At 66.2% G+C, this 25,379-nt stretch carries 22 protein-coding genes; 10 read left to right on the forward strand and 12 right to left on the reverse strand.

Annotated features, from left to right (window positions below; all coding sequences use genetic code 11):
* Positions 1-32: 32 nt before the first annotated feature.
* Positions 33-1,973 (forward strand): flavin-containing monooxygenase, encoded by a 1,941-nt coding sequence (locus NI2_RS09635; protein WP_067488612.1) that lies wholly within the window; start codon positions 33-35, stop codon positions 1,971-1,973.
* A gap of 192 nt (positions 1,974-2,165) precedes the next feature.
* Positions 2,166-2,624: an AIM24 family protein gene (locus NI2_RS09640; protein ID WP_084476338.1), complete on the forward strand. Its 459-nt coding sequence runs from the start codon at positions 2,166-2,168 to the stop codon at positions 2,622-2,624.
* Between the two features lie 168 nt (positions 2,625-2,792).
* Here NI2_RS09640 and NI2_RS09645 read toward each other — a convergent pair whose 3' ends face one another.
* Genes NI2_RS09645 through NI2_RS09670 form a run of 6 tightly spaced genes read right to left on the reverse strand, consistent with a single transcriptional unit; the run spans position 2,793 to position 8,465 of the window.
* Positions 2,793-3,953 (reverse strand): CaiB/BaiF CoA transferase family protein, encoded by a 1,161-nt coding sequence (locus NI2_RS09645; RefSeq protein WP_067488616.1) that lies wholly within the window; start codon positions 3,951-3,953, stop codon positions 2,793-2,795.
* The gene (locus NI2_RS09650; protein WP_067488618.1) at positions 3,946-5,124 is read right to left on the reverse strand and encodes a CaiB/BaiF CoA transferase family protein; all 1,179 of its coding nucleotides are present in this window, start codon (positions 5,122-5,124) and stop codon (positions 3,946-3,948) included. Before NI2_RS09650 ends, NI2_RS09645 begins: the two co-directional genes overlap by 8 nt.
* A gap of 9 nt (positions 5,125-5,133) precedes the next feature.
* Complete coding sequence (locus NI2_RS09655; RefSeq protein WP_067488620.1) at positions 5,134-5,511, reverse strand: Zn-ribbon domain-containing OB-fold protein; 378 nt, start codon at positions 5,509-5,511, stop codon at positions 5,134-5,136.
* A gap of 58 nt (positions 5,512-5,569) precedes the next feature.
* On the reverse strand, positions 5,570-6,775 hold the full coding sequence (locus tag NI2_RS09660) for a thiolase family protein (protein WP_067488622.1): 1,206 nt from the start codon (positions 6,773-6,775) through the stop codon (positions 5,570-5,572).
* A 4-nt stretch (positions 6,776-6,779) separates the two neighbouring features.
* On the reverse strand, positions 6,780-7,283 hold the full coding sequence (locus NI2_RS09665) for a MaoC family dehydratase (protein WP_067488624.1): 504 nt from the start codon (positions 7,281-7,283) through the stop codon (positions 6,780-6,782).
* A gap of 36 nt (positions 7,284-7,319) precedes the next feature.
* Entirely contained in the window at positions 7,320-8,465 is a 1,146-nt protein-coding gene (locus tag NI2_RS09670) for an acyl-CoA dehydrogenase family protein (RefSeq protein WP_067488626.1), read from the reverse strand.
* A 344-nt stretch (positions 8,466-8,809) separates the two neighbouring features.
* Here NI2_RS09670 and NI2_RS09675 point away from each other — a divergent pair, with 344 nt between their 5' ends.
* Positions 8,810-10,165: a phenylacetate--CoA ligase family protein gene (locus NI2_RS09675; RefSeq protein ID WP_067488628.1), complete on the forward strand. Its 1,356-nt coding sequence runs from the start codon at positions 8,810-8,812 to the stop codon at positions 10,163-10,165.
* Between the two features lie 78 nt (positions 10,166-10,243).
* Positions 10,244-11,185: a LysR family transcriptional regulator gene (locus tag NI2_RS09680; protein ID WP_067488630.1), complete on the forward strand. Its 942-nt coding sequence runs from the start codon at positions 10,244-10,246 to the stop codon at positions 11,183-11,185.
* 48 nt (positions 11,186-11,233) lie between these two features.
* Here NI2_RS09680 and NI2_RS09685 read toward each other — a convergent pair whose 3' ends face one another.
* The 3 genes from NI2_RS09685 to NI2_RS09695 form a co-directional block, all read right to left on the reverse strand.
* Positions 11,234-12,169 (reverse strand): alpha/beta hydrolase, encoded by a 936-nt coding sequence (locus tag NI2_RS09685; RefSeq protein ID WP_067488632.1) that lies wholly within the window; start codon positions 12,167-12,169, stop codon positions 11,234-11,236.
* 56 nt (positions 12,170-12,225) lie between these two features.
* Positions 12,226-13,245 (reverse strand): SDR family oxidoreductase, encoded by a 1,020-nt coding sequence (locus NI2_RS09690; protein WP_208115363.1) that lies wholly within the window; start codon positions 13,243-13,245, stop codon positions 12,226-12,228.
* 152 nt (positions 13,246-13,397) lie between these two features.
* The gene (locus tag NI2_RS09695) at positions 13,398-14,240 is read right to left on the reverse strand and encodes an N-acyl homoserine lactonase family protein (protein ID WP_067488633.1); all 843 of its coding nucleotides are present in this window, start codon (positions 14,238-14,240) and stop codon (positions 13,398-13,400) included.
* 505 nt (positions 14,241-14,745) lie between these two features.
* Between NI2_RS09695 and NI2_RS09700 the strand changes: the two genes are divergently transcribed.
* The gene (locus NI2_RS09700; RefSeq protein ID WP_067488635.1) at positions 14,746-16,023 is read left to right on the forward strand and encodes an MFS transporter; all 1,278 of its coding nucleotides are present in this window, start codon (positions 14,746-14,748) and stop codon (positions 16,021-16,023) included.
* Between the two features lie 24 nt (positions 16,024-16,047).
* On the opposite strand, the gene NI2_RS09705 is transcribed toward NI2_RS09700, so the two are convergent.
* Complete coding sequence (locus NI2_RS09705; protein ID WP_067488637.1) at positions 16,048-16,635, reverse strand: TetR/AcrR family transcriptional regulator; 588 nt, start codon at positions 16,633-16,635, stop codon at positions 16,048-16,050.
* 349 nt (positions 16,636-16,984) lie between these two features.
* On the opposite strand from NI2_RS09705, the gene NI2_RS09710 reads away from it, so the two are divergent.
* From NI2_RS09710 to NI2_RS09730, 5 genes are all read left to right on the forward strand, one after another.
* The gene (locus tag NI2_RS09710) at positions 16,985-18,433 is read left to right on the forward strand and encodes an aldehyde dehydrogenase family protein (RefSeq protein ID WP_166655785.1); all 1,449 of its coding nucleotides are present in this window, start codon (positions 16,985-16,987) and stop codon (positions 18,431-18,433) included.
* 37 nt (positions 18,434-18,470) lie between these two features.
* Complete coding sequence (locus NI2_RS09715) at positions 18,471-19,631, forward strand: CaiB/BaiF CoA transferase family protein (RefSeq protein ID WP_084476278.1); 1,161 nt, start codon at positions 18,471-18,473, stop codon at positions 19,629-19,631.
* A 52-nt stretch (positions 19,632-19,683) separates the two neighbouring features.
* The gene (locus NI2_RS09720; RefSeq protein ID WP_084476280.1) at positions 19,684-21,258 is read left to right on the forward strand and encodes a class I adenylate-forming enzyme family protein; all 1,575 of its coding nucleotides are present in this window, start codon (positions 19,684-19,686) and stop codon (positions 21,256-21,258) included.
* Positions 21,255-22,349, forward strand: a complete 1,095-nt coding sequence (locus NI2_RS09725) for a Zn-dependent alcohol dehydrogenase (RefSeq protein ID WP_067488648.1) — start codon at positions 21,255-21,257, stop codon at positions 22,347-22,349. The genes NI2_RS09720 and NI2_RS09725 overlap by 4 nt, the downstream gene beginning before the upstream one ends.
* Positions 22,350-22,483: 134 nt before the next feature.
* On the forward strand, positions 22,484-23,623 hold the full coding sequence (locus NI2_RS09730; protein ID WP_067488650.1) for a low temperature requirement protein A: 1,140 nt from the start codon (positions 22,484-22,486) through the stop codon (positions 23,621-23,623).
* A 44-nt stretch (positions 23,624-23,667) separates the two neighbouring features.
* Here NI2_RS09730 and msrA read toward each other — a convergent pair whose 3' ends face one another.
* Positions 23,668-24,168: a peptide-methionine (S)-S-oxide reductase MsrA gene (msrA, locus tag NI2_RS09735; protein ID WP_067488652.1), complete on the reverse strand. Its 501-nt coding sequence runs from the start codon at positions 24,166-24,168 to the stop codon at positions 23,668-23,670.
* A gap of 106 nt (positions 24,169-24,274) precedes the next feature.
* Positions 24,275-25,210, reverse strand: coding sequence for an alpha/beta hydrolase (locus NI2_RS09740; protein WP_067488653.1), 936 nt, complete (start codon positions 25,208-25,210; stop codon positions 24,275-24,277).
* Positions 25,211-25,379: the final 169 nt, after the last annotated feature.

The raw sequence follows: 25,379 nt of genomic DNA on the forward strand, positions 1-25,379 counted from the left end.
GCCGCACTCACCCACTCACGAAGGACATTCCGATGACCGAACCGAACCCGCTCGACCTACGTACCGAAGATCTCGACGATCGGCTCGAGCAGAAACTCGCCTCGGGCAATATCCCGAGCCTGGTCGCGATGCTCTACCAGCTGACCGGCGACGACCGCTGGCTCGCCGACCCCTACCGCCCGCGTCGCGCACCCCAGATCGACAACAACGACGACGGCGGACTCGCGCCCGAGATCCGCGCGCAGATCTACGCGGCGGCCGCGACCGCGGTCCGGGCGTGGGCGGCGGGACAGCCTCCCGCCGTGCCCGCCCCCACGGGAGACCTACTGCTGCGACTGATGTCGCTGGTCGCGGGCGAGCCCGTCCATGCCGACTTCGAACCGATGATGGCCGACGAACTCGGCTTCCGCCCGCACGCGCCACGCTCCCCACACACGGTGAAGCGGCCGATGCGGGTGGCGATCATCGGCGCGGGCGTGTCCGGTCTGCTGGCCGCCCGCGCGATGGACCTCGCCGGGGTCGAGCACGTCGTGTTCGAGAAGAACGACGACGTCGGCGGCACCTGGCTGGAAAACCACTACCCCGGTTGCGGCGTCGATACGCCGAGCCAGCTGTACTCCTTCTCGTTCTATCCACGCGACTGGTCCCAGCATTTCGGCAAGCGCGACGAGGTGGAGGCCTACCTGCGGGAGATGGCAGCCGAGTGCGTCGACCGTTCGGTGATCCGATTCGGGCACGAGGTGACCGCCGCCGAATGGGACGAGCTCGAACGGCTCTGGCAGTTGCGGGTCACCGAGCCCGGTGGCGACAGCGTCACCGCCGTCGCCGATGTGGTGATCACCGCGACCGGGCAGCTGAATCGGCCGAAGATGCCCAAGGTGGCGGGCGCCGAGAACTTCGGTGGGCTGCTGTTCCATTCGGCACGCTGGCCGGAAGGCCTCGACCTGACCGGGCGGCGGGTCAGCGTCGTCGGATCCGGTGCCACCGCCATGCAGATCGTGCCGGCCATCGTCGGCGACGTCGAATCACTGACGGTGTACCAACGTTCGCCGCACTGGATCGCACCGAGCAACGACTACTTCCGGACCATCGACGGCGACATCCACTGGCTCAACCGCCATCTGCCGTTCTATCGCCGCTGGAACCGCTTCCGGCTGGCCTGGACCTTCAACGACCGCGTTCACCCCTCACTGCACGTCGACCCCGAGTGGGACGGCGGCGGACGCTCGATCAACCGGACGAACGACCGGCATCGGCAGTACTTCACCCGATACCTCACCGAACAACTCGACGGCCGACCGGATCTCATCGCCAAGACGCTGCCCGACTACCCGCCCTACGGGAAGCGGATGCTGCTGGACAACGGCTGGTTCGCCGCACTACGTGAACCGCACGTGGAGCTCGTCACCGATGGTGTCGCCGAGCTGACCGCCACCGGGGTACGGGCGGGTGACGGGACAGAACGTCCCGCCGACATCGTCGTCATGGCAACAGGTTTCGAAGCGCGGCGCCCGCTGTACCCGATCACCGTACGCGGCCGCGACGGTCGCCTCCTGCACGAGATCTGGGGCGAGGAAGATGCGCGAGCCTACCTCGGCGTCACTACGCCGGGATTCCCGAATCTCTTCTTGACCTACGGCCCGAACAGCAATATCGGTCACGGCGGCAGCTTCATCACGATCGCGGAATGCCAGGTGCGGTATATCGCCGATCTGGTGTGCACCATGATCGAACGCGACCTGGCCACCGTCGAGTGCAAGCAGGAGGTGCACGACCGCTACAACCGGGAACTCGACGAGGCCCACGCCAGGATGATCTGGAGCTACGGCGGCATGCGCAGCTGGTACCGCAACGCGGCGGGCCGTGTGGTCACCAATATGCCCTGGCGGGTCGCCGACTACTGGCGGATGACACATCAGGTGGAGCTGGCCGATTTCCACACCGAGGGCGCGGTAGTCGAGGCTCGCCACTGAACCCCGTGCCGAAAACGAAGGGGCTGGGCGGAAATCCGCCCAGCCCCTTCGTTCGGACCGCCGTAGTCGGACGGACCCACGACGGATATCTCGGCGCCGATCCGCAGGCTCGGTATCGTGAGGCAGGCGCTCGGCCCCGAGGGTTCGAACAGGCGCCGACCGCGAGAGCTCAGGAGCACCGAGGTGCCGCTGATGACCTGCCGAGGGCGGGGCGAGGTCTGGTTCGCCCACCATGCGTCGAATTGCTTTCTCATCGACCTCGATCCCGAAGATTCGCTCTCGATCAACGGCAAACACATTCTCGTCTACGAGCCCAGCCTCGGCTATGACATCCAGATGGTCTCCGGCGCAGGTGCTTTCGTCGGCGGTGGTCTGTTCAACTGCGTTTTCCAGGGACAGGGCCGACTGGCGATCACAAGCCACGGTCAGCCGCTTGTCATTCCTGTCAGCCCTCAGCAGCCGGTGTTCGCCGATTCCGATGCACTGATCGGCTGGTCCTCGGGCCTGCAGACATCCCTCGTGCGCACCCAGAGCTTCGGATCGATGTTGCGTGGCGGCTCCGGCGAGGTGGCACAGGTGCGATTCCTCGGCGCGGGGTTCGTCATCCTCCAGCCCTCGGAGTCCAACTTCGGGGCTACAGGCTCGAAGTAGTCATGCTGCGCTTCGGCTAGTCGGCGGGGAGGCGCGGTGGTTGGGTTCGATGACGCCGCGCCGCTTCTTCGCCGAGATTCGACGCGCCTTCGCTCCGCGCGAGGGTTTGGTGGCGCGGCGGACAGGCGGCGGGCGGCAGCGGCGTCACGCGACAACGTGGCCAGGTGTTCACGAGCAGCCGATGGCGCCCTGATCGCGCAAGGCTGTGCGTTCGTCCGGGCTGAAGCCCCAGTCCCCCAGCACCTCGTCGGTGTGCTCACCGGGTTGGGCCGGCGGTCGCTGGATCGCACCGGGTGTGCGGCTGAAACGCGGTGCCGGAGCGGGCTGGACGACTCCCTCGACATCGACGAAGGTGCCACGGGCCCGCAGGTGTGAGTTGCTCGGTGCCTCGGTGAGCGAGAGCACCGGAGTAAGGCAGGCTTCCTGGCCGGCTGCGAGAGCACACCATTCGTCGCGGGTTCTGGTGCGGAACACGGCAGCGAATCTTTCCCGCATCGCGGGCCATTGCGCTTTGTCGTGCTGGCCGGGCAGTTCCGCTTCGTCGATACCCATGATCCGCAGCAGATTGCGCCAGAAGCGGGATTCGTTGGCGCCCACACTGATCCAGCCGCCATCGGCGGTTTCGTAGACGTTGTACCAGGGTGCGCCCGAGTCGAGCCGGTTCACGCCGCGCTCGTCGCTCCAGTAACCCGCGGCGAACAGGCCGTAGAACAGCGTCATGAGCGAGGCCGAGCCGTCGACCATGGCAGCGTCGACGACTTGCCCTCGGCCGGACGAACGACTTTCCAGCAGCGCGGAGACCACCCCTAGCGCCAGGTACAGCGATCCACCGCCGAAGTCACCCGCCAGATTGAGCGGGATGACGGGCGGTTCACCCGCGCGGCCGACCGCATGCAGCACGCCGGTCAGCGAGATGTAGTTGAGGTCGTGTCCGGGGTCACGCGCGAGCGGCCCGTGCTGGCCCCACCCGGTCATCCGGCCATATACCAGAGCCGGATTCACAGCCATACATTCCTCGGGGCCGAGGCCGAGTTTTTCCGCGACTCCGGGCCGAAACCCCTCGAGTACCACATGAGCCTGGCCGACGAGCCGCAGCACGGCCTCGACCGCAGCGAGCTTCTTCAGGTCGAACACAGCGCTGCGCCTGCCCCGATTGAGCAGGTTGAACTTGGCGTCTACCGATGCACCGCCGTCGTAACCCGGCGGCCGGTCCAACCGGATGACATCGGCGCCCAGGTCCGACAGCAGCATCGCGGCGAAGGGGGTCGGTCCGACCCCGCCGAGTTCGACGATGCGAATGCCCGTCAGCGGGCCGCTGCGCTCAGCCATCGCTGTTGCCGTCGGTGCCGCGTCGCTGTCCGAGAACACCGCGCAACCGGTCGTCGGCGCCGCCGATATCCTGCGCGGCAGGCAAGGGGGGCGGTCGTTTGCCGTCGAACGACAGCGGCAGTCCGACGACCCCGATCTCGTCCCCGGTGGGCGCACCGATGATGCCGAGCGCCCTGGTCTGTTCGTGGGCCACCATCTCGGCAGTCGTCTGCACCGGCGCCACGGGAACACCGAAGTCCTGCAACCGTTTCTGCCAGTGCTCGCGTGGGTGCTCCGCCAGCCGGTCTCCGATCGAGCGGTCGATCTCGGCGCGGTTGGCCAGCCGAGCGGTGTTCGTCGCGAACCGGTCGTCGCTCGCCCATTCGGGTCGGTCCAGCGCCTGGCTCAGGCGAGCGAACAGTCCGTCGTTGCCGCAGCTGATGATCAGATCACCGTCGGCGGCCGAGTAGGCGCGGTGCGGGACGATGAACGCGACCCCCGAGCCGTGGCGCTCACCGGGGGCGCCGTCGGCGTTGTAGCCCGCGACGCCGATCGACATCCATGCGATCGCCGTTTCCAGCAGCGAGGCGTTCACCGCGGCACCGTCCAGCTTGGATCGGCGCCGATGGAGCGCGGCGAGGATGCCGATGGCCGCCCACATTCCGGTGCCGAAGTCGATGATCGACACTCCCGCGCGCACCGGTGGGCCGTCGTGTTCGCCGGTGATGCTCATGATGCCGGAGAACGCCTGCATCAGCGGGTCGTAGCCGGGCAGACTGTTCATCGGCCCGGTGTGCCCGAACGCGCCGACCTCGCAATGCACGAGTTCGGGTTTGGTGACCCGCAGGCTTTCGGCGTCCAGACCGTACTTCGCCGCGGAGCCGGGTCGCAGATTGTGCAGGAACACGTCGGCGCGTTCGGCGATCAATTGGTGCAGCAGCGCGAGCTGCTCGCGGTCCTTGATGTCGATACTGATGGACTGTTTGCCTCGGTTGAGCGCGTGGAACGCCGCGCCGCTGCCTTTCCACATGCTCGGACCCCACCCGCGCGACGAATCACCGGTCGGTCGTTCGACTTTCCATACCTCGGCCCCGAGTTCGGCCAGGATCTTGCCGGTGAACGGCGCCGAGGCGCTGTCGCCGAGTTCGACCACGACGATTCCGGACAGCGGAAGTTCGCTCTGCTGGTTCATGACGTACCTCTATCCGGGGTTCGCGGCGGTGAAGACGGGGATGGTCTGAGCACCGCGTTCGACGAATCGGACGGTGACGTCCTGATCGATCGCGATGGCCTCGGGGTCACCGTCGATCTGGGCGAAGAGCATATAGCCCTCGGCCATCTGCACGAACCCGACCGTGTAGGGCGTGATCGACGCCCATACCGGCGTCGGGCCACGCATCACCGTGCTGAAGGAGTAGACCGTGCCGCGCCCGGTCGACTCCTGCCAGTTCAGTGCGGATGAAGCACAGTAGGGGCAGTACGAGTGCGCGGGCCAGACGGCTTCGGCACAGTCGGCGCAGCGTTGAAAGGTCAGGCGCCGCTCGTCCAGCGCCGCCCAGTAGGGTGCGGCATCGAGCAACTGGTACGGCTGCGGCCAGTCGTTGGGTGGTCTCGCTCATGTTCGTCTCCGATTCCGCTCAGGCCGCCAGCACCAGGACGCTGCCCGCCGCCAGCATGCCGCCCGCCCCTTGGACCAGAGCGGTCTCCGGCTTGCGGGTGGGCGCCAGCCCCAGCGCCTGCCCACGCAGCTGGCGCACGGTCTCGATGAGGGTGTCCATGTTGCAGGAGATGCCGGGCTGGCCGAAGGACAGCCAGCCGCCGTTGGTGTCGGTCGGTAGGTCGCCGTCGATGCCGGTGCGGCCCTCGCGATAGATGTCGATGCCCCGGCCCTTCTTCGCGAAGCCCAAGTCCTCCATGACGATCGGGCCCATGTGCGCGAAGTTCACCGACATCTGGATCATGTCGATATCGGAGGGGCCGAGTCCGGCCATCGCATAGGCCTGCCTGGCCGCTTCGATGGTGGCGGTATAGGTGAGGTTGGGCAGGGTGCCGAAGTCGGCGAATTTGCATGTGCGCATGTTCATCCGGTCCGACAGGTACTCGTGCGTGGTGGCCGATCCGTACCCGTGCAGGTAGACCGGCTGCTGATGGGGACGCACATTGTCGGGTGCGGTGACGACCAGCGCGCCGCCGGTACCACCACCCCAGGTCGAACACATCCACCGGCGCAGCGGCGTCGCCACATACGGCGAGGCGAGCACGGTGGCTACATCGATCTCGCCGTGCTTGGCCTTGGCCGCGTGCGGATGATGGGCACCCCAGCGCTGATTGGCGACGGCGACCTCGGCCAGATCGGCTTCGGTGATGCCGAATTCGTGGAAGTACCGGCGCGCGGCCTGGGCGTAGAGGGACGGGATCGTCGGTCCGTACATCACTTCGAACTGTGGATCCGCATCGGCCTCCGCACCCATGGCCACCGCGTCGACGAACAACTCCGTCGCATCGCTCTGCAGGCACAGCACATACTCCGCCTTGCCTGCGGCGATCATCTGTGACGCCTGCGCGAGCGTGGCGGTGAGGCCGGCGCCGTGCAGGGTGAGCTCGCTGGTGAAGGTCAGCGGCATCTGCATGTGCGAGGCGAAGATGTTGTTCCACTGCGAGCGTTTGTCGGCCCACGGCGAGCGTCCGGTGAACAGGGCGTCCACCTGGTTCTTCGTGATCCCCGCGTCGGCGAGCGCTGCGACGGTGGCCTCGACGGCCAGTTGCAGCGGGTCCTTACGATCGGCACGGGTGGCATAGGCGTCGCCCATGCCGACGATCGCTGCGACGGGTTGTGCGGTCATCGAATCAGCCCCGCACCTTTTCGGTCGGCAGCGAGGCGCCGACGAGGGCTTCGAGATCCTCGCGCTTGCGGAGCATGAGCAGGCTCCACTCGCTGCGCTGGACGACGTCACCGTGCTGGTTGAGCGCCTTCATCAGGAAGGTGATGACGCCGAACTTCTCGTCCTTGTCCTTCTTGGCTATCACCTCGGCGGTGACGTAGATCGTGTCGTTGATGAGCACCGGCTTGAGGTAGCGCAGGTTGTCGATGCCGTAGTTCGCCTGGATCGACGGGCCGAACTGGATCAGGCCGGTCATCAGGGAGTAGGTCAGCGACCCCTGTACCAGACGCTCACCGAAGCGGGTCTGCGCGGCGTAGTGGACGTTGGAGTGGATCTCGATCCAGTTGCCCGTCAGCGCACAGTAATTCACCACGTCGGCCTCGGTGATGGTGCGTCCGCCGGAGCGGAAGACGGTGCCGACCTCGATCTCGTCGAGCGGCATGTCGATGCGGTTGTTGATGGTGGCCATCGAAGTTCTCCTCGAAAGTTCTTGCGGAAGGGCGGATTACAGGCGCATCGACTTGGCGATGATGGTGCGCTGGATCTGCGAGGTGCCGCCGCCGATGGTGGACTGCACGCTCTCGCGCAGGTAGCGCTCCATATCGGCCTCGGGCAGGTTGGCGTAGCCGCCGAGGATCTGCATGCCGTCGAGGGCGCACTGCTTGAGCGTCTCGGAGCCGTAGAGCTTGGCCATCGAGGTCTCGCGGGCGGCGGGCAGACCGGCGGCCTTCATCTTGGCGGCGCGGTAGCAGAGCAGGCGCGCGGCGTCGACGCGGGTCTGGTTCTCGGCCAACATGTGCTTGAGCACCTGGAACTCGTAGATGGGCTTGCCGAACTGGATCCGCTCGTGGGCGTACTTGTTGGCCGCGCGCACCGCTTCCTGGGCGTTGCCCACGTAAGCGGCGGCGACGGCACAGCGCTCGAGTTCGAGGTGGTCGGTGATGATCTTCCAGCCCTGGCCGACCTGGCCGAGCAACGCATCGGCGGGGACGCGAACCTCGTCGAGGAAGATCTCGGTGGTGCCGGTGGCGTGACGCGACAGCGTCGGCAGTTTGCGGATGTCCAGGCCGGGAGTGTCGTTGGGAATCAACAGGACCGACAGGCCGCCGTGCTTGTCGTCGGCGTCGGTGCGCACCAGCATCGCGATAACCGTGTCCTTGGCCGCCGCACCCGAGCACCACAGCTTCTGGCCGGAGACGATCCAGTCACCGTTCTCGTCGCGACGCGCGCGGGTCTTGGTGTTGGAGGCATCCGAGCCGGCGTCGGGCTCGGAGATCGAGACCGAGAAGCGGATCTGCCCGTCGATGAACGGCTTGACGTAGCGCGCCTTCTGCTCGTCGGTGCCGTATTTGAGAATGTTCATCGCGGTGAAGGTGGGGACCAGCACCGAGCAGGCGAAGTCGAAACCGAACTTGCCGAGGCCTTCGGCCATCAGTGAGTAGTCGAAGATGTCGCCGCCGGAACCGCCGTCGGCCTCGTCGATGAGGATGCCGAGCCAGCCCTGGGCGGCGATCTTCTCGTAGGCCTCGTACGGGTACTCCCGGCCGCTGTCGCACTTGCGCACATATTCGACGGTGATCTCGTTGTCCATGAATTTGTTCACGGTGTCGAGCCAGTCGGCCTGCGCATCGTCCAGGAAGTTCGAATTCATTCTTTGTGCTCCGTATGCGATGAGTTCGGATGGATTGTTCGCCGAGCAGTACGTTAATTCCGCTCGGCCGATGCGCCAAGTGATGATCTTCGAATCGCCTGTTCGAGAGCTCCGAATCCCGGTCAGGACATCGTTTCAGTTAGGAAACCAGCAGGTCAGCGCGGCCAGCCATAAACAACTCAAGGCTGAGCGTCGGACCGGAAGTTAGCAAGTGAAAAATACCGAATCGGTGATTCGAAGACGGTGAATTGAATAGCGGCAGAGGCCGAACTATGGTCGGGAAGAATCGTCACCGGACCACGACGGTAGCGCGACGACGTTGCAACGGCCATTCGGGAGTCATCATGAGAAGTGTTCCTTTCTCGGCGCGGTACTGGAGTGCTGTCGAGACCTTGTCGGCGCAGGAGGCGCGCCGAGTGCAGGACGAGCGGCTCCGCGAGCAGCTCACCTACCTGGCCGCGCACAGCGCCTTCTATCAGGCGAAGTTCGCCGAACACGGCGTCGACGTCGACAGCATCGAAACCGTCGACGACCTGGCCGGTCTGCCGTTCACCGAGAAGCAGGAACTGCGCGACAGCCTCGCCTCCGCCCCACCGCTTGGCACGCACGTCGCCGCGTCCGAGGCCGACATCGTGCAGATTCAGGCGTCCTCGGGCACCACGGGTTCACCGTCGTATGTCGGCCTGACGGAAAGCGACATCCGTACCTGGAGCGAACTGGGCGCACGCGCTCTCTACGCCAACGGATTCCGGCCCGGCGACCGCCTGCTGCACGGCTTCGGCATGAGCAAAGGCTTCGTCGGTGGCCTGCCGGTCGTGCAGATCCTGCAGTACATGGGCATCGTGGACATCCCGATCGGCGCGGAAGCGGGCGCCGAACGGCTGCTGCGCGTGCAGGCCGATCAGCGTCCCAACGCCCTGATCGGCACCCCCTACTTCCTCACCCACCTGGCCGAGCAGGCACCGCAGATCGTCGGTCGCGCCGCCGCCGAACTGGGCGTGCGCGCGATCAGTGTGGGTGGCGAACCCGGCGGTGGGCTGCCCGCGGTGCGCGAGAAGCTCGAATCGCTCTGGGGCGCCACGGCACGGGAAATGCTGGGCGGCACCGACATCGCGTGCACCTACTGGGGCGAGTGCGAAGTCGGCGACGGCATGCACTTCCTGTCACCGGATCTGATGATCGCCGAACTCATCGACGCCGAGACCGGCGACCAGGTGGCGCCCGTCGAGGGCGCCAGCGGTGAACTCGTCTACACGGCGCTGCGGCGCCAGGCCTCTCCCCTGCTGCGCTTCCGCACCCGTGACCATGTGGTTGTCACCGGCACCGATTGTGCTTGCGGCCGAACGGGTTACAAGGTGCGCTGCGTCGGGCGGACGGATGACATGTTGATCGTGCGTGGCATCAACCTGTTCCCGTCCGCGGTCAAGGAGCTGGTCATGGAACTGGCGCCCGCGACGACCGGGGAGATGCGCATCCGCGCCGACTTCGAGGGCCACTCCACCCAGCGCCCACTTCCCTTGGTGGTGGAGTACGCATTGCACCTGACAACCGAGCAGCGCGACGACCTGCGCGCCACCATCGAAGGCCGGGTGCGCTCGGCGCTCAACGTGAAGACGACCGTCGAGCTGGTGCCCGACGGCACCCTGAAGCGGCCCGACCATGTCAAGGTCGCGCTCATCGAGCGAGTACCGATCGCATGAATGCTGGATATTAAATATTCCATGCATGCACGCGCAGTATGATCGGGGACGCCGGTCCGGCCCGACAGCGGAGGTGAGATGGGCACGCTCAACCGGTTGCACCTGATCAGGCAGGTCGACCTGTTCACTTTGCGCCTGTTCCTCTCCGCGATCGAAGAACAGCAGATCGGCCTGGCCGCGATCCGCGAGAACATCGCCGCGTCCACCGCGACCAAACGCATTCAGGTGCTCGAGAACATCGCGGGCGTCAAACTGCTGGAGCGGACCCCGAAAGGGGTGGTTCCAAGCCAGGCGGGGGCGATCCTGGCCCGCCATGCCCGGATGATCTTCGACAGTCTCGACGACATGCGCACCGAATTCGCCTCGCTCACCGAGGGCGTGCAGGGCGAGTTGCGCATCGTTTCGGCCCGGTCGGTGATCGTGCCGTTCCTGGCTCGTGAGCTGGGCGAGTTCAGTCGCGAGTACCCGCTGGTCGACCTGGTGGTGCACGAGGTGGAGAACGCCGATATCGTGCAGGAGGTGGCGCGGGGTGAGGCCGATCTCGGCGTCTTCGTCTCGGCGTATGGCCTGGATCTGGACGGCGTGGAGGTGACGCCGTACCGGCGCGACCGCATCGTCGCTGTTGTCCCCTTCGAGCACCCGCTCAGCGGACAATCGAGCGTGACGATCCGGGATCTGTTGCCCGAGAACCTGATCGCGCCGCGCGCGCTGGTCGGTGCACTGCGCGCCGCCGCGCACCGAATCGGTGAGGAGTACAGCCCGAAGCACGTGCTACGCAGCGGCGGTGCCGCCATCAGCCTGGTCCATGCCGGGCTCGGCGTCACCGTGCAACCGGAATGCCTGGTCGGCCACGAATGGACCGGCCGCGTCGCCGTGCTGGAACTCGCCGAACCCTGGGCGGAACGACGGATCCATCTCGCCACTGCCCGCGGTCGCGAATTCAGCCCGGCCGCAAAGGTTCTCATCGAGCAGTTGCTGACCCGCCCGATCGATGAGGACGAGCCGACGCCGGGCCGGTGAGTAGGGCCGGGAAGGCTCGCCGACCCGACTCACCGTGCGGACGGTCCGTCAGAGATGTTTGGTGAAGAAGGGCACGAGGCGGTCCAGCGCCTGCGATACCGCTTCGGGCTGGTCGTAGAGGTCGTAGTGCGTCACGCCCTCCAAGACGACGAGTTCCTTGTCTTTGGACGCGGCGCGCTGGTAGAGCTCGAACGCGTCGCGGTAGGCGCCGAACGCGCCGGGCTTGTCGCCGACGACGAGGCACAACGGCTGGGTGAGCAGGATCTCCGCGCGGGTGTAGGCATCCCATCCGACGAGGCGCGCCTGCCGGGAGAACAGAAAGCTGGTGCGGCCATTGGGTTTACGCCCGCGGTCGGTCTTGTAGTACTCGGTCGCCTCGACCAGGTCGACATCCGTCAGACCCGCCTGCTCGGCCGCTTCCGGGGACGGTGGCAGCAGGTCGTTGACCTGCTCGTCCTTGCCGCGAGCCTCGGCGGTGCGCTGGGCAGCCATCGCCTCGAGCGCACCCAGCGGGTCGTACTCGGTGAAGCCCTCGAGCATTCGCCGCCCGACATTCGCACCGGTCACCGTGCCGAGGGCTTTGATGCGTCGTTCGGTCATGGTGGCGCTGACGGCGTAGCCGCCGCCACCGCAGATGGCCAGTACACCGATCCGGTTCTCGTCCACCCAGGGCTGGGTGACCAGATAGTCGATGACGTAGCTGAAGTCCTCCGCACGGAATCCGGGGTCCTCGATCAGGCGCGGTTCGCCCCCGCTGTCACCTTGGAAGCTGGCGTCGAAGGCGATCGCCACGAATCCCCGCTCGGCCAGCGCGGTGGCGTAGATATTGCCCGAGGTCTGTTCTTTACAGCTGCCGGTCGGGTGGGCGCTGATAATCGTGGTGTATTTCCGTCCGGCGTCGAATCCCGGCGGGTAGTAGATATCTGCCGCGAGGTCCCAAGCCAGGGCCTTGATACGAACGTGTTCGATGTTGTCGGTTGTCATGAGCTTCCTCTCTCGTCGGGTGAGATTCGTGGATCGTCCGCGACGGGCGTCGGTTGTTACGCAACGGACCGCGCGCGGGCGGCCCATCGTGTTCCCAGCCCGCCCACCGCGCCCGCCAAGAGCAGGCGGCGCGCAGTGGGGTGGGTCGCCAGCCAGGTGTAGGGGCTGAACGGCAGCGCTTGTTTTCCGAAGTCCCCTTGGACGCGTGCGTCCCCGCTCGGCTCGTAGAGATTGCCGTCGGTGTCGGTCGCCGCGTCCTTGGTTTGTTCCATCGGAATCCCGAACTTGGCCAGCACGACATCGGCCAGTCGCGGGGTGAGGTGCTGCGTCAGCTTCATGAGCTTGGCCGCGCCACCCGCGTAGAGATCGCGGACCGGGTGGGTGGCGGCGAACAGGACGCACTCGGCGACCACCGCCGGGTCGTAGAACGGCGGGGCGCCCTTCGGCTTCACGTCCATCTTGTTGCGGCCGTTGTCGAAGAACGGTGTATTGATCGCCGCCGGTTTGATACTGGTGACCGAAATCGGCGTACCCGCGGCTTGCAGCTCCCGCCGCAGGGCGTCGAGCATTCCTTCGACGGCGTGCTTGGACGCGGCGTAGGCGCTGTTGAGCGGCATGGAGATCACCGTCTCCCCCGAGCCCACCGACACCAGCGCACCGCCGCCTGCCCGGCGCAGATGAGGCAGTGCCACCTGGAAGCCGTGCACCTGTCCCATGAAGTTGACTTCCATCAACCGGCGGAACTCCTCGGGTGTGGTGTGTTCGAAGTCCGCATAGACCACCACGGCCGCGACAGCGACCCATGTATCGATACGACCGAACTTCGCGACGGCCGCCTCGGCGACGGACTCGACCTGAGCCCGGTCGCTCACATCGCAGACGACATACACCGCCTCCCCACCGGCGTCCTCGATCTCACGCACAAGCGTCGACAGCCCCGCTTCGTTGCGCGCCGCCACCACCACCTTCGTCCCTGCGGCGGCAAGCCGAAGCGCGGTCTCTCGACCGATACCGCTCGATCCGCCGGCAACGACGGCAACCTGCTGCTCGAGTGGTCGAAGCTTGATCCTTGGCATCCGTGATCCCTTCAGTTCGGCTTCCAGCGAGAATTACGCATTATGCTTAGCTGAGGCCACGGTGCGCCTACCCGTTTCGGCGACTCCCAATCAGCGGGCCGAGAATTCCCGAAGCGGCCTCCCGAACGGTGCACAGGACGGCGTCAGCGTCTTCACGCAGGTACCGAGTCCGCCGTGCGAGCCCGCAGCGTCGCGGCGCTGGTGATCTCCGAGCCTCCTGCTCGCAGTTCGGCCCAGTCCCTGGGATCGTGGCTGATCCACACGGTGGTTCCGGGTTGGGTGGCGAGCAGTTTGATCTTCTGCAGCGAGTTGTTCTTGCTCGGCCGGTCGACGTCGAACGGCATGCCGATGGTCAGGTCGACGTTGTCCCATTTGTGCGCGGCGTCGCTGGTGAGGACGAGTGTGCTCTCGTCGGGCATGCGCAACTTCAGGCCGAGCGTGCCGGGGGTGTGCCCGTGCAAGGAGAGGAGGGTAGCGCTGCCGTCGCCGAACAGGTCGTGATCGTATCCGGCGGGCACCTCGTTCCAGGCGATCTTCTGGGCGGCCGCGATGTCCTCCTCCCGGAAGAAGGCGGCGTCGAGGTTCGACGGGGTCTTGGCGTAGCGCAGCTCGCCCGCGCCGATGAATCCCTGTGCGTGTGGAAAGAGGTCGAGGCCACCGGTGTGGTCGAAGTGCATGTGCGACAACACGATCCGACGGACGTCGCGGGTGGTGTAGCCGATGGCCTCGATCTGCCGGTCGAGTCGGTAGTGTGCGGGGAAATCGATCTGGAACGCTGCGGCCATTTCGCCGTATGCGGCAGCGGGATCGCCGGCGCCGTTGGTCGCCAGGCCCGCGTCGAACACCATCAGCCCTTCGTCGTGCTCGATGAGGAATGTGGGCGCGGGGATCGTCTCCTGCACGCCGCCCGAGCCGAGCATCAAGATGCCGCAGTCGACGGTGAGCTGAGGGGCGTCGAGCGCCCATACACGTCGGATCGTCTTTGTTGCTGCCATGGGGACTCCAATGTCTTGCCAGGTGCGGTGCCGAGAATTCAGGAAACTTCTCAGCATTAAATATCGTGTGAGTTCACAGGTAGTGGATCGAAGGAGAGTCGAGTTGCCCCGACCGCACATGTGTGCCGTGGATCACAGGGTGGCGTGAATACTATCGTCAGATGCGTTGAGATTCAACAGGCGACTAGATTGACGGCACCACCTGCATCGATAGTTCACAATGCACCCTCCCTGCGGGTTGCCCGAGCGCGGCGGCATGGCGCGGGGGGCTAGCGACCCGGCGCGCATCTGAGAGATCTCCTCGCAGTACCGGTTCGGCGAAAGTGCATTATGTTTCATACATCCTCTCGTATCCTGCTGCTGGGAAAGCTCCTGCGGTCCCTCCCCGACGGCCCCCGGTGCCCCCATTCCGCACCGCCACTCCCCCACACCCGTCGCCGGCCCCGACAGCCCGCGACGGCGCCCCGAGGAGCAGCGTTCCTTCGCGCAGAACAAGAGAGATCCGATGAATTCACAGAAGTCCTGGGCAGCCACGGTCGGCATGCGCCCCAATCAAATAGCTGTCGTCCTGTTCTGCGCGTTCCTGAACATGCTCGACGGATACGACGTCCTGGTGATGGGCTTCGCGATGCCGTATCTCCCGGAGGGATTCGCGTCGAACGCACAGAAGGGATACCTGGTCAGCGCCGCCCTGGCAGGCATGGCCGTCGGCGCGATCGGGCTCGCCCGCTTCGCCGACGTCTACGGGCGTCGCAAAGTTCTGTTGATCGGTTTGGCGGTCAACACGATCGGACTGGCGACCTCGGCCCTGTCGACCAACTTCGAGACGTTGTTGCTCACCCGGTTCGTCACCGGTATCGCCATCGGCACGATCAGCGTGGTGATCATCGTGCTCGGCCAGGAGAGCGCGCCGACGAATCGGCGCAGTATCGCGCTGGGTGTGGTCATGATCGGTTATCCGCTCGGTACGATGCTGGCCGGTTTCGCCGGAGCCGGGCTGCTCACGTGGGTCGGTGGCGCATGGCAGGGCATGTTCTGGATCGGCGCGGCATTCGGTGCCGTCTCCCTGGTCGTCACCGCGGTCTTCCTCCGTGAATCCGACGAGTTCCTCCAGCGCAAGGCCACCGGCGAGCCGACGCGACACGTGGCCACCATCGCCGAAACCCGGCTGTTGGGCCAGACGCTGCGGACGCGGACGATCCTGCTGGCCGGTGGCTATTCGATGCTGACGGCCGCTTACTACTTCGTCGGCACCTGGACTCCGCAGTTGATCAAGAACGCCAGCGGGGATGCAGGCAGCGGTGCGATGGCAGGCATCATGATCGGCTTGGGCGCGGTCATCGGTGGCTCCCTTTTCGGTGCGGTCGGCCTGAAATTCGCCGGCGCGCGGATCGCCGCCGTCACCTCGCTCGTGGCAGCGGTCGCGATCGCCGTGTTCGCGGTGACACTGCGCGGCCCCATCGCATTGACCATGGCGGCGGTGCTCGGCGCGGCGATCTTCGCGGCGCTCACCGGATACACCGCGACGTCCACCGCCGTCTACCCCGTGCTCGCTCGGGCCAAGGGTTACGGCGTGATGATGGGAGTCGGCCGGGCCGGTGCGATTTTGTCGCCGATCGTCGCCGGCTACGCGTTGAGTGTGCTGACGCCGCGCTCGATGTACCTCGCGGTCATCGTCCCACTGACGATCGCCGCGCTCGTCGCGCTGGTCCTGATGCGGGTACGTCCGCCGAGTGAACCCGAGCCCTCGACGCAGACATCGCGAGCGGCGGTCGCGGACTGACGCTAAGCAGGCCGACGGAACCCGCTAGCCGGGATCGGCCACAAACATCCTGATCAGAGTCTGCGATACCTGGTCGGCGAATTCTTCGACCCCGAGATCACTGCCGGGCTTGAACCATTCGCCGATCAGGGCCAGCCCGCCCAGGGCGAGATTCAACGTCACGTGCAGGCGATCGGCCGGGATAGCCTGTGGTGCGGTGACGAGCTCGTCGACCACTCGGCGGAAGATCGCGGTCTGCTCGCGCCGCAGCTCGTCGCGCCGCTGTTCGAGCGAGTCGACCGGAACCCGCACCTTGAGGAAGAGCGGGATGAACTCCGGGTATTCCACCAGCGTGATGACAGCTTCCTCGCGGAACATCGCGCGGAGCCGGTCCAGCGGCGCCCCTGCCGACTCGGCGATCACCCGCAGCCGGGGAAACACCTCGACGGCCGCGTGCTCCATACAGCGCAGGAAGAGTTCTTCCTTCGAGGGGAAGTAGTAGTAGAGGCTCGAACCGCGCATGTCCAGCGCCGCCCCGATGGCCTCGAAATTCGTTGCCTCGTAACCATATTCGGCGAACAAGCGTGCCGCGGTGTGTTCGATCAGCCGAACGCGATCGGCACGCTTTCGCATCGCCCGCGTCGTGGGTTCGGCACTGTGGACCGAATCGCTATCTGCGCTTGGCGCACCCATCGTCATCCTCCCTGTCGACTCCGTGCGCCTGAGGCCATGGCCGTCCCGACACCGCGGCGATTCTAACGAACCCGAAGCCCCTTCCCGGGAAGCCGCTCACGCAGCCGGAACAGCAGCGGCGCCGCCGTGCCCGCGCCGTCCGATCTCGGGTCACCCGGGAGCCCCGGCAACCCATTGCACTTCAACAACATTATATATATTCTACAGCAGAATAGAATTTCTGCTTGGCTCAGGAATGGCCCGGGCCGCATCCTGGACAGAACACAGATCGTCGACTGAAGGTGGAATAGTGAAAATCTCCGGAGTGGAGGTCGCCCATGCCGATGATGTGCTGGTGGGCGGCGCGCTCGGTCCCGCCATGGGCGACAGTTCGACCATCATCGCGCCGGCCACCGGTGAGCCCGTCGCCGTTGTCCGACAGCCCTCCGTAGCCGACGCGATCGCGGCCGTCGACGCCGCCGACGCCGCGCGCGAGACCTGGGCCCGCACTCCCCTGCCCGAACGGATGGCCGCGACGGCTCGCTGGTTCGACCTCGTCGACGCGCGATCGGACGAACTGGACGTGGTGTGGGCCGTCGAAGCGGGAATGCCGCTGCGTCACGGGCGCGCACTGCACCGGTTCGGCACCACGGCGGCATGGCGGTCCGCGCTCGACAAGGCCGAGGAGATTTTGAGCGAACATCATCGGTCGTCCGAGCTGGGGCAGGTGCTGTTGCGCCGGGAACCGGTGGGCGTGGTGGTGGCGATCCTTCCCTACAACGGGCCCGTCGTCACGATCGCGTCCAAAGTCGTGCCCGCCCTGCTGGCCGGCTGTCCCGTCGTCATCAAGGGCGCGCCCGAATCGCATCTGACGATGGCGCTGGTAGCCGAGTGCGCGGTGAGCGCGGGCTTTCCGCCTGGCGTGGTCAATATCGTCTGTGGTCCGGTGGAGATCGGTAAGGCATTGACTCGTGATCCCAGGGTCGACCTGGTGTCGCTGACCGGCGGGCATGTCGCCGCCCAGGACGTGCTGGCCGCGACCCACGGCCGCTATGCCCGGACCCAGCTCGAGCTCGGCGGCAAGTCGCCTGCGCTGATCCTCGACGATGCGCCGCTCGATCGGGCGCTGCGGGCTTTGGTTCCCGGCGCGACGAACGGCGCGGGCCAGGTGTGCGCGCTGCTGTCGCGGATCCTGGTGTCCGAGCGCAGACACGACGAGCTGATCGACAAGCTCCGGACAGGCTGGGAGCGTTTGACCATCGGTGACCCGCTCGATCCGAAAACCCATCTCGGTCCCTTGATCAGCGAGGCCGCGCGGCACCGCACCGAGGAATTTGTCGCCGAAGCCACGGCCGACGGTGCGCAGCTGGTCACCGGCGGCAAACGGCCACCGCACCTCGATGCCGGATGGTTCTACGAGCCCACCTTGTTCACCCACGTGTCCGAGGACTCCGGGCTGGTCCAGCGCGAAGTGTTCGGCCCGGTGACGGCGGTACAGGTGTACCGCGATCTCGACGACGCCGTACGCCTGGCCAATGCGACCGTCTTCGGATTGTCCGGTGCGGTGTTCACCGCCGACACCGACCTCGGCGTCGAAGTGGCGCGTCGGATCCAGGCCGGCGCGGTCGCCGTCAACACCTTCGGTCCCGCGATGAGCGCGCCGTTCGGCGGTGTCGGCGCGTCCGGATGGGGCCGGGAATCGGGCCCAGAGGGAATCCTCGGGTTCACCGAGCTCAAACAGATTCTCGTCGGGTCGTGAAGTCATGGATCGAGCGACTTCGACCGAAAAGCAACCCATGGGACCGTTGACCGGTCTCAAGATCATCGAACTGGCCGGGCTCGGGCCGGGGCCGTGGTGCGGGATGCTGCTCAGCGACCTCGGCGCCGAGGTCCTGCGCATCGACCGGCCGGATGCCGTAGGTGCCCTGCGCACCGATCTGGGCGCGAGCAACGGGCGTCAGCCGGCCTTCGTCAACGATCGCGGACGACGATCGGTGGCCATCGATCTCAAACACCCCGACGGCGTGAAAACCGTCCTGCGCCTGGTCGAACAGGCCGACGCCCTCATCGAGGCCAACAGGCCGGGTGTCACCGAGCGACTGGGCGTGGGGCCGGAGGCATGCTGGGCGCGCAATCCCCGCCTGGTCTACGGCCGGGCGACGGGGTGGGGTCAGGACGGACCGCTCAGTCAGACGGCCGGACACGATCTCAACTATCTGTCCCTGACCGGCTTGCTCGCCGCGATGGGCCCGCGCGGTGGTGCCCCCGCGATCCCGCTCAACCTGCTCGGTGACTACGCCGGCGGTGGCCTGATGCTGGCCATGGGGCTGCTGTCGGCGCTGTGGGAGGCTCGCGGCAGCGGACGCGGACAGGTGGTCGACGCCGCGATGGTCGACGGCATCGCACTGCTCGGCGGCGTCTTCTACGGCCAACGGCAGGCAGGGATGCTCGGGCTCGAGCGCGGCACGAACATGCTCGACGGCGGCGCACCGTTCTACCGCGTGTACGAAACCGCCGACGGTGGATGGATGGCGGTCGGCGCCATCGAGTCCAAGTTCTTCACCGAACTCCTCGACGTCCTCGGACTGGAGCCCGAACTCGCCGATACCCAATGGGATCGCGCGGGCTGGACGTCGATGCGTGACCGGTTCGCGGAAGTGTTCTTCTCCCGCACCCGCGCGCAATGGGAAACCGCCTTCGCCGGGCGTGAAGCCTGCACCACACCGGTTCTCGACCTCGACGAAGCGCTGAAGCATGAGCATGCCCTGGCACGACACAGTTTCGTCCCGGTCGACGGCGTGCTACAGCCCGCGCCCGCGCCGCGGTTCAGCCGTACCCCCGGCCGGGTCCAAGGTCCGTCGGTACCGGCGGGGACGAATACCACTGGCGCACTTCTCGATTGGGGTTTCGATCCACCCGAGCTCGACGCCCTCCGTGCCGCGGGCGCGGTCCACTGAGAGACAAGGAACAACGAATGAGTCACTGCCGCCTCACTCGCCGGAGCATCCGATGGGGATGAGCCTGAACTACATCACCGACGCCATCGCCGCGCAGATGCCCGCCGTCGATCCGAACCGGCCCGCTGTCGCCCTCGGTGACGAGCCCGCGTTGAGCTGGCTCGAACTGCGCGCCGCCGAGCTGCGCTACGCGCGGGCGCTGCAACAGGCAGGGGTGCGCAAAGGTGACCGGGTGGGTCTGCTGCTGCGCAACTGCACCGATTACATCGCCCTCTACCTGGCCATCGGTCGGGTCGGCGCGATCGCCGTACGCCTCAACTGGCGGCTCACCGCACCGGAATTGCTTTTCGCGCTCGATGATTCCGATCCCGGCGTGCTCGTGTTCGATCCCGAATTCGGCGCCACATTGACCGGTATCCGCGACGACATCGCGGTGACAACCTATGTCGCGCGCGGCGATTCCGGTTCCCTCGATGGAGCTGTTGCACTTGCCGAATTCGCCGCCGAGGACTCCGATGCCACTGGTTTCCCGGTCGTTAGCGCCGAAGACCCGGTGTCGCTGATGTATTCATCGGGCACCACCGGACGACCCAAGGGCGCGTTGTTCTCCCACGGCAACGCCCTGTGGATAGGATCGATCCAGGCGCAACGCTGGCGCATCGGCAGCGACACCGTGAGCCAGACGAGTGGGCCGCTGTTCCACGCGGGCGGCTTCGAGGTCCTGTTGCTGCCGGCTCTGACCTCCCACGGCACCGCGATCACCTTCCCGTCGGGCAACTTCACGCTCGAGAACTTCCTGGACGTCGCCGACCGGCACGGTGCCACCGATGTTTTGCTCTACCCCTTCATGCTGTTCGATCTGCTGCGTGGCGACGAGAACATCGTCGAACGCGTACCGCAGTCGCTGCGGCGCATCGTCACCGGCGGTGACATCGTGATGCCGTGGGTCTACGACGAACTCGAAAACCGCCTTCCCGGTGTCGAACTGGTGCAGTCCTACAGTCTCACCGAAGGCGGCGCGGTCAGCACCAGCCTCGAGTTCGATCGGGCCAGAGGCCACGAGAGCAGTATCGGCACCCCACAGGCCATGACCGAGATCAAGGTCGTCCGGCCGGACGGCTCACACACCGCTGTCGGCGAGGTCGGTGAGATCTGTGTGCGCAGCGGCGGTGTGAGCATCGGTTACTGGAACCGACCCGACGCCGACCGCGCCACCTTCATCGATGGCTGGTGCCACTCCGGTGACCTCGGCAGCGTCGATGCCGAGGGCTTTCTGACCATCGCCGGACGGGCCAAGGACATGTACCGCAGCGGCGGTGAGAACGTCTACCCCGCCGAGATCGAGATGGTGCTCACCGGACACCGCGATGTCGCCGACGCCGCCGTGATCGGCGTGCCGGATCAGCGTTACGTCGAAGTAGGTGCCGCGCTCGTCGTCGCAACCGAAGGCAGCTGCATCGACATCGAGGAGCTGCGCGGCTGGCTCGGTGAACGTCTCGCCAAATACAAAGTGCCCAAACACTTCTACGTCGTCGGCGAATTGCCACGTAACGCCAACGGCAAGGTCCTCAAGAACGTGCTGCGCGACACCTACGCACAGCCCATGACAACGGAGACGAACCCATGACACGAGCAGCGCTGTTCGAACAGGCCGGTGCGCCACTGCTGCTGACAGAGATCGAGGTCGCGTCACCCGGTCCCGGCGAGGTGGTCGTCGATGTCGCCGCCACCGGTGTCTGCCATTCCGACGTGGGGGTGTTCTCCGGGAAGCTCCCCGCACCCGTGCCTTTGGTGCTCGGCCACGAGGGTGCCGGTGTCGTCGCCGAGGTCGGGGCGGGCGTGGACGATCTGGCCGTCGGCGATCATGTCGTGTTGTCGTGGCTCGCGAATTGCGGCACCTGCTACTACTGTCAGCGCGCCGAACAGTACCTGTGCGGCCGCCCGCGAACCATGCTCGGCGCCCACACGCTGCCCGACGGCAGCACCCGGATGAGTCTCGACGGCACACCGGTACGCCAGTTCTGCGGGCTCGGCACATTCTCCCAACGCACCGTCGTGCCTGCTGGCGCGGCCATCCGGATCTCCGACCGGGTGCCGATCGCCTCCGCTGCCCTGCTCGGATGCGGCGTGCTCACCGGCTTCGGCGCCGCGGTCAAGACGGGCCGCGTCCGGGTAGGCGACGCCGTCGCGGTCATCGGCTGCGGTGGGGTGGGCCTGAACGCAGTACAGGGCGCCCGGATCGCAGGCGCCACCACCATCATCGCCATCGATGTCCACACCGACCGCCTCGCACTCGCCACCCGCCTCGGCGCGACCCACACCCTCACCGCGGGCCCGGACGTCGTCAAACAGGTGCAGCGGCTCACCGGCCGCCGCGGTGCCGACGTCGTCATCGAAGTCGCGGGACGCCAGGAGACCGTCAATCAGGCGGTGGCGATGGCCCGGCGCGGCGGGACCGCGGTTCTGGTCGGCGCGGGGCCCGGTGTGGGCGTGGACGAAGTGTTCAACAATGTGGTCATGTCCGGCAAGACGGTCAAGGGCTGCCTCTACGGCTCCGCCTATGTCAAGCGCGACATCCCGCAGTTGGTCGAGCTCTACGAACGCGGCGCGTTGCTGCTGGACGAATTGGTCACCGAGACATTCGGTTTCGACGACATCGCCAAGGCTGTGGACTATTGCGCCGGGGAGAACGGCGCCCGCGCGGTCGTCCTCTCCTGAGCTCCTGTGGTCGAAGACCACTCGGCACCGCGATGCGGGCGCTCACCGGCGTGGCGACAAGCGGATCCGGACCGCACCGATCGGTATGCTGAAACTTCGCTGGGCACCGCTGGAGAACAGCTACGGAGGAAGCCATGAGCGCACCGCGTCTTCCGCTCGCACGCGCGGTATCGCCGCTCGAACTGTTCTTCGACCTGGTCTTCGTCCTGGCGTTGGGCCAGCTCACTCATCACCTGGTGTCGCATCTGAGCTGGCGGGGCGCGGCCGAGACGCTGGTCGCGTTGATCGCGGTGGTCGGAATCTGGACGTTCACCACGTTCGAGATCACCATGCTCGACGTCGAACGCAAGACCACCCGGATCATCACCGTGGTGGTGATGGCGTTCGGCCTGTTCGCCAACGCCGGAATCGCGCACGCGTTCGACGACAGTCCGTGGCTGTTCGTGGTGCCGATGCTGGCCGCGCTGATCGGGCCCTGCGTCTATGCCGCGGTGACCGCGCCCAGCGAAGCGCTGCGTGAGCACTTCCTGCGGGTGTTGCTGTGGTTCGCGGTCTCCACCCCCCTGTGGCTGATCGGCGCGGCGGTGGAACCCGAGAGCCGCCTGTGGTTCTGGGCAGCCGCGGCCGCGATCGACCTGATCGGCACCTGGGCGGCGCACCCAATCCCAGGGCGACGGATCCATTCGCGAGAACTGGCTTTCGACGCCGAACACATCGTCGAACGGATGCGGCTGTTCCTCATCATCATGCTCGGCGAGACCGTGCTGACGCTGGGCCGGGTGATCACCGAACACCACGACGACGCCCTGGTGCTGACCATGGCCTTCGGCTGTTTCGTGGCGCTGGTATGTCTGTGGCAGATGTACTTCGCGCGGGCCGAGCGTCAGGTGGTTCGGCACATCACGCGCACCCCCGACCCGATCGCCGCCGTGCATCTCGGACTCAGCGCGATCTACGGGGTGGTGGCGGGGCTGGTGATGTTCGCCGCGGGCGCGGAAATGCTACTCGGCCACGCACACACGGCCCCCGCCGGTGTCGCGGGCGTGCTCGTCCTGACCGGCCCTGCTGTCTACCTGCTCTCGCAGGCCTTCTATTTCTACCGGGAGACGCGACGCGATTGGGCGCCGCGCGTAGTCGGCGCGGCCGTGCTGGTCGCGGCCTCGAGCGTGGCCTACCACCTGCCGCCGTGGTCGGTGGTGGTGCTGCTCGTGCTCGGCCTCGGCGGCCTGGCCGTTCGACTGTCACGCTCGTCCGCGAGAACCACCACCCTGTGAATCACACACCCCCCACGCACCTGACCTGTAGCCCCAGCGGAGAACTATCGAGGGTTTCCCAACTTCCATCGGGGTCGAGGAAAGTGGCAACTGTAGCCCTCGGGATGGCGCTGCAAATAGTTCTGGTGCTCGGCATCAGCCTCCCAGAACTCGTCGAACGCAGTGACCTCGGTGACGACCTTGCCGCGCCACAGCCCCGAGCCCTCGACATCGAAAATCGTGCCGAGTGCGGTGCGCAGCTGCTCGTCGTCGCGATAGAAGATGGCGGATCGGTAGGCGGTTCCGACATCTCTACCCTGGCGGTTCTCAGTCGTCGGATCGTGGATCTGGAAGAAGAACTCCAGAATCGTGCGATAGTCGGTCGACGTCGGATCGAAAGTTATCTCGACTGCTTCGGCATGTCCACGACCGTTGTGCGGAGTGGGACGGCCTGTGCCACCGGCATATCCGACACGTGTGGAAACCACACCGACCTGCTTACTGATCAGATCCTGCATGCCCCAGAAACACCCACCGGCCAGTACAGCTATCTGCGGATTGTTCATCGTCGCCTCCCCCGAACCAAACTACGCGATCGGCCCAGTCGGCCACACGACACGAACGAAACCAGGGCCACCGGTGTCCGGCGGCCCTGGTTCGTGTCGAGCTGGATCAGCCCAGGTTCTTGTGGAAGAACGGCACCAGGCTCTCCAGCGCTTCGCCGGTGGGGCCGGGCTGGTCGTACAGGTCGTAGTGCGAGGCACCCTCGACCACAACGAGCTGCTTGTCCTTCGACGCGGCACGACCGTAGAGCTCCATGCTCAACCGCTGCGACGCGAAGGCTCCGGGCTTGTCGCCGATTACGACACACAGCGGCTGGGTCAGGAAGACCTCTACGCGGTCATAGGCGTCCCAGTCGGCCAGAGCGGCCTGGCGACCGAAGTTGAAGCTGGTCTTGCCACCGGGGGCCTGACCACGATCGGTCTTGTAGTAGTCGGTGGCCTCGAGCACATCGATATCGTTGACGCCCGCCTGCTTGGCCGCGTCGACCGACGGCGGCAGCAGATCGTTGATCACCTGGGCCGCGCCGCGTGCCTCCGCGGTGCGCTGCGCGGCGATGGCCTCGAGCATGCCCATCGGGTTGTACTCCGAGAAGCCCTCACGCATCAGCCGGCCGACGTTGCTGCCGACCACGGTGCCCAGCGCCTTGATCCGGCGGTCGATCTTGGTGGCGGCCACTGCGTAACCCGCGCCACCGCAGATCGCGAGCACGCCGATGTTCTCGGCGTCGACGTACGGCAGGCTCACCAGATGGTCGATCACAAAGCTGAAGTCGCTGGTCCGGAAGCCCGGATCCTCGACCGAGCGCGGATCGCCACCGCTGTCACCCTGGAAGCTGGCGTCGAACGCGGCGACGACGAAGCCGGCCTCGGCCAGCGCCTTGCCGTAGATGTTGCCCGAGGTCTGCGCCTTGCAGCTGCCGGTCGGGTGGGCGGAGACGATGGTGGGATACACCTTCGACTCGTCGAACCCCGGCGGGAAGTAGATATCGGTCGCGATGTCCCAGGCCCAGCCCTTGACCGCCACTGTCTTGATGTTGTCTGCCATGACCTTTCCTTCTCCCATTCGCTAGCTACTCACTGGCTATAACTACAAGCTACGGCCGCCTCAACAGTGATAGAAGGGCAGAACAGTGCCTAGGAAGAATCCTTCCCACTCTGACCCGATGTCGCCGACCGGAGCATGGGGGCACAGCTACCCGTCCGCTTCGCCTTCG

Origin of the sequence: Nocardia ignorata NBRC 108230, assembly GCF_001612905.1 — a bacterium.
In the GTDB taxonomy this organism is placed as follows: domain Bacteria; phylum Actinomycetota; class Actinomycetes; order Mycobacteriales; family Mycobacteriaceae; genus Nocardia; species Nocardia ignorata.

Bases quoted from the DNA above. Each gene is read 5' to 3' on its own strand.
- NI2_RS09635 (WP_067488612.1), top strand. From the start codon at position 33: ATGACCGAACCGAACCCGCTCGACCTACGTACCGAAGATCTCGACGAT.
- NI2_RS09640 (WP_084476338.1), top strand. From the start codon at position 2,166: ATGACCTGCCGAGGGCGGGGCGAGGTCTGGTTCGCCCACCATGCGTCG.
- NI2_RS09645 (WP_067488616.1), bottom strand. From the start codon at position 3,953: ATGGCTGAGCGCAGCGGCCCGCTGACGGGCATTCGCATCGTCGAACTC.
- NI2_RS09650 (WP_067488618.1), bottom strand. From the start codon at position 5,124: ATGAACCAGCAGAGCGAACTTCCGCTGTCCGGAATCGTCGTGGTCGAA.
- NI2_RS09660 (WP_067488622.1), bottom strand. From the start codon at position 6,775: ATGACCGCACAACCCGTCGCAGCGATCGTCGGCATGGGCGACGCCTAT.
- NI2_RS09665 (WP_067488624.1), bottom strand. From the start codon at position 7,283: ATGGCCACCATCAACAACCGCATCGACATGCCGCTCGACGAGATCGAG.
- NI2_RS09670 (WP_067488626.1), bottom strand. From the start codon at position 8,465: ATGAATTCGAACTTCCTGGACGATGCGCAGGCCGACTGGCTCGACACC.
- NI2_RS09675 (WP_067488628.1), top strand. From the start codon at position 8,810: ATGAGAAGTGTTCCTTTCTCGGCGCGGTACTGGAGTGCTGTCGAGACC.
- NI2_RS09680 (WP_067488630.1), top strand. From the start codon at position 10,244: ATGGGCACGCTCAACCGGTTGCACCTGATCAGGCAGGTCGACCTGTTC.
- NI2_RS09685 (WP_067488632.1), bottom strand. From the start codon at position 12,169: ATGACAACCGACAACATCGAACACGTTCGTATCAAGGCCCTGGCTTGG.
- NI2_RS09690 (WP_208115363.1), bottom strand. From the start codon at position 13,245: ATGCCAAGGATCAAGCTTCGACCACTCGAGCAGCAGGTTGCCGTCGTT.
- NI2_RS09695 (WP_067488633.1), bottom strand. From the start codon at position 14,240: ATGGCAGCAACAAAGACGATCCGACGTGTATGGGCGCTCGACGCCCCT.
- NI2_RS09700 (WP_067488635.1), top strand. From the start codon at position 14,746: ATGAATTCACAGAAGTCCTGGGCAGCCACGGTCGGCATGCGCCCCAAT.
- NI2_RS09705 (WP_067488637.1), bottom strand. From the start codon at position 16,635: ATGCGAAAGCGTGCCGATCGCGTTCGGCTGATCGAACACACCGCGGCA.
- NI2_RS09715 (WP_084476278.1), top strand. From the start codon at position 18,471: ATGGGACCGTTGACCGGTCTCAAGATCATCGAACTGGCCGGGCTCGGG.
- NI2_RS09720 (WP_084476280.1), top strand. From the start codon at position 19,684: ATGGGGATGAGCCTGAACTACATCACCGACGCCATCGCCGCGCAGATG.
- NI2_RS09725 (WP_067488648.1), top strand. From the start codon at position 21,255: ATGACACGAGCAGCGCTGTTCGAACAGGCCGGTGCGCCACTGCTGCTG.
- NI2_RS09730 (WP_067488650.1), top strand. From the start codon at position 22,484: ATGAGCGCACCGCGTCTTCCGCTCGCACGCGCGGTATCGCCGCTCGAA.
- msrA (WP_067488652.1), bottom strand. From the start codon at position 24,168: ATGAACAATCCGCAGATAGCTGTACTGGCCGGTGGGTGTTTCTGGGGC.
- NI2_RS09740 (WP_067488653.1), bottom strand. From the start codon at position 25,210: ATGGCAGACAACATCAAGACAGTGGCGGTCAAGGGCTGGGCCTGGGAC.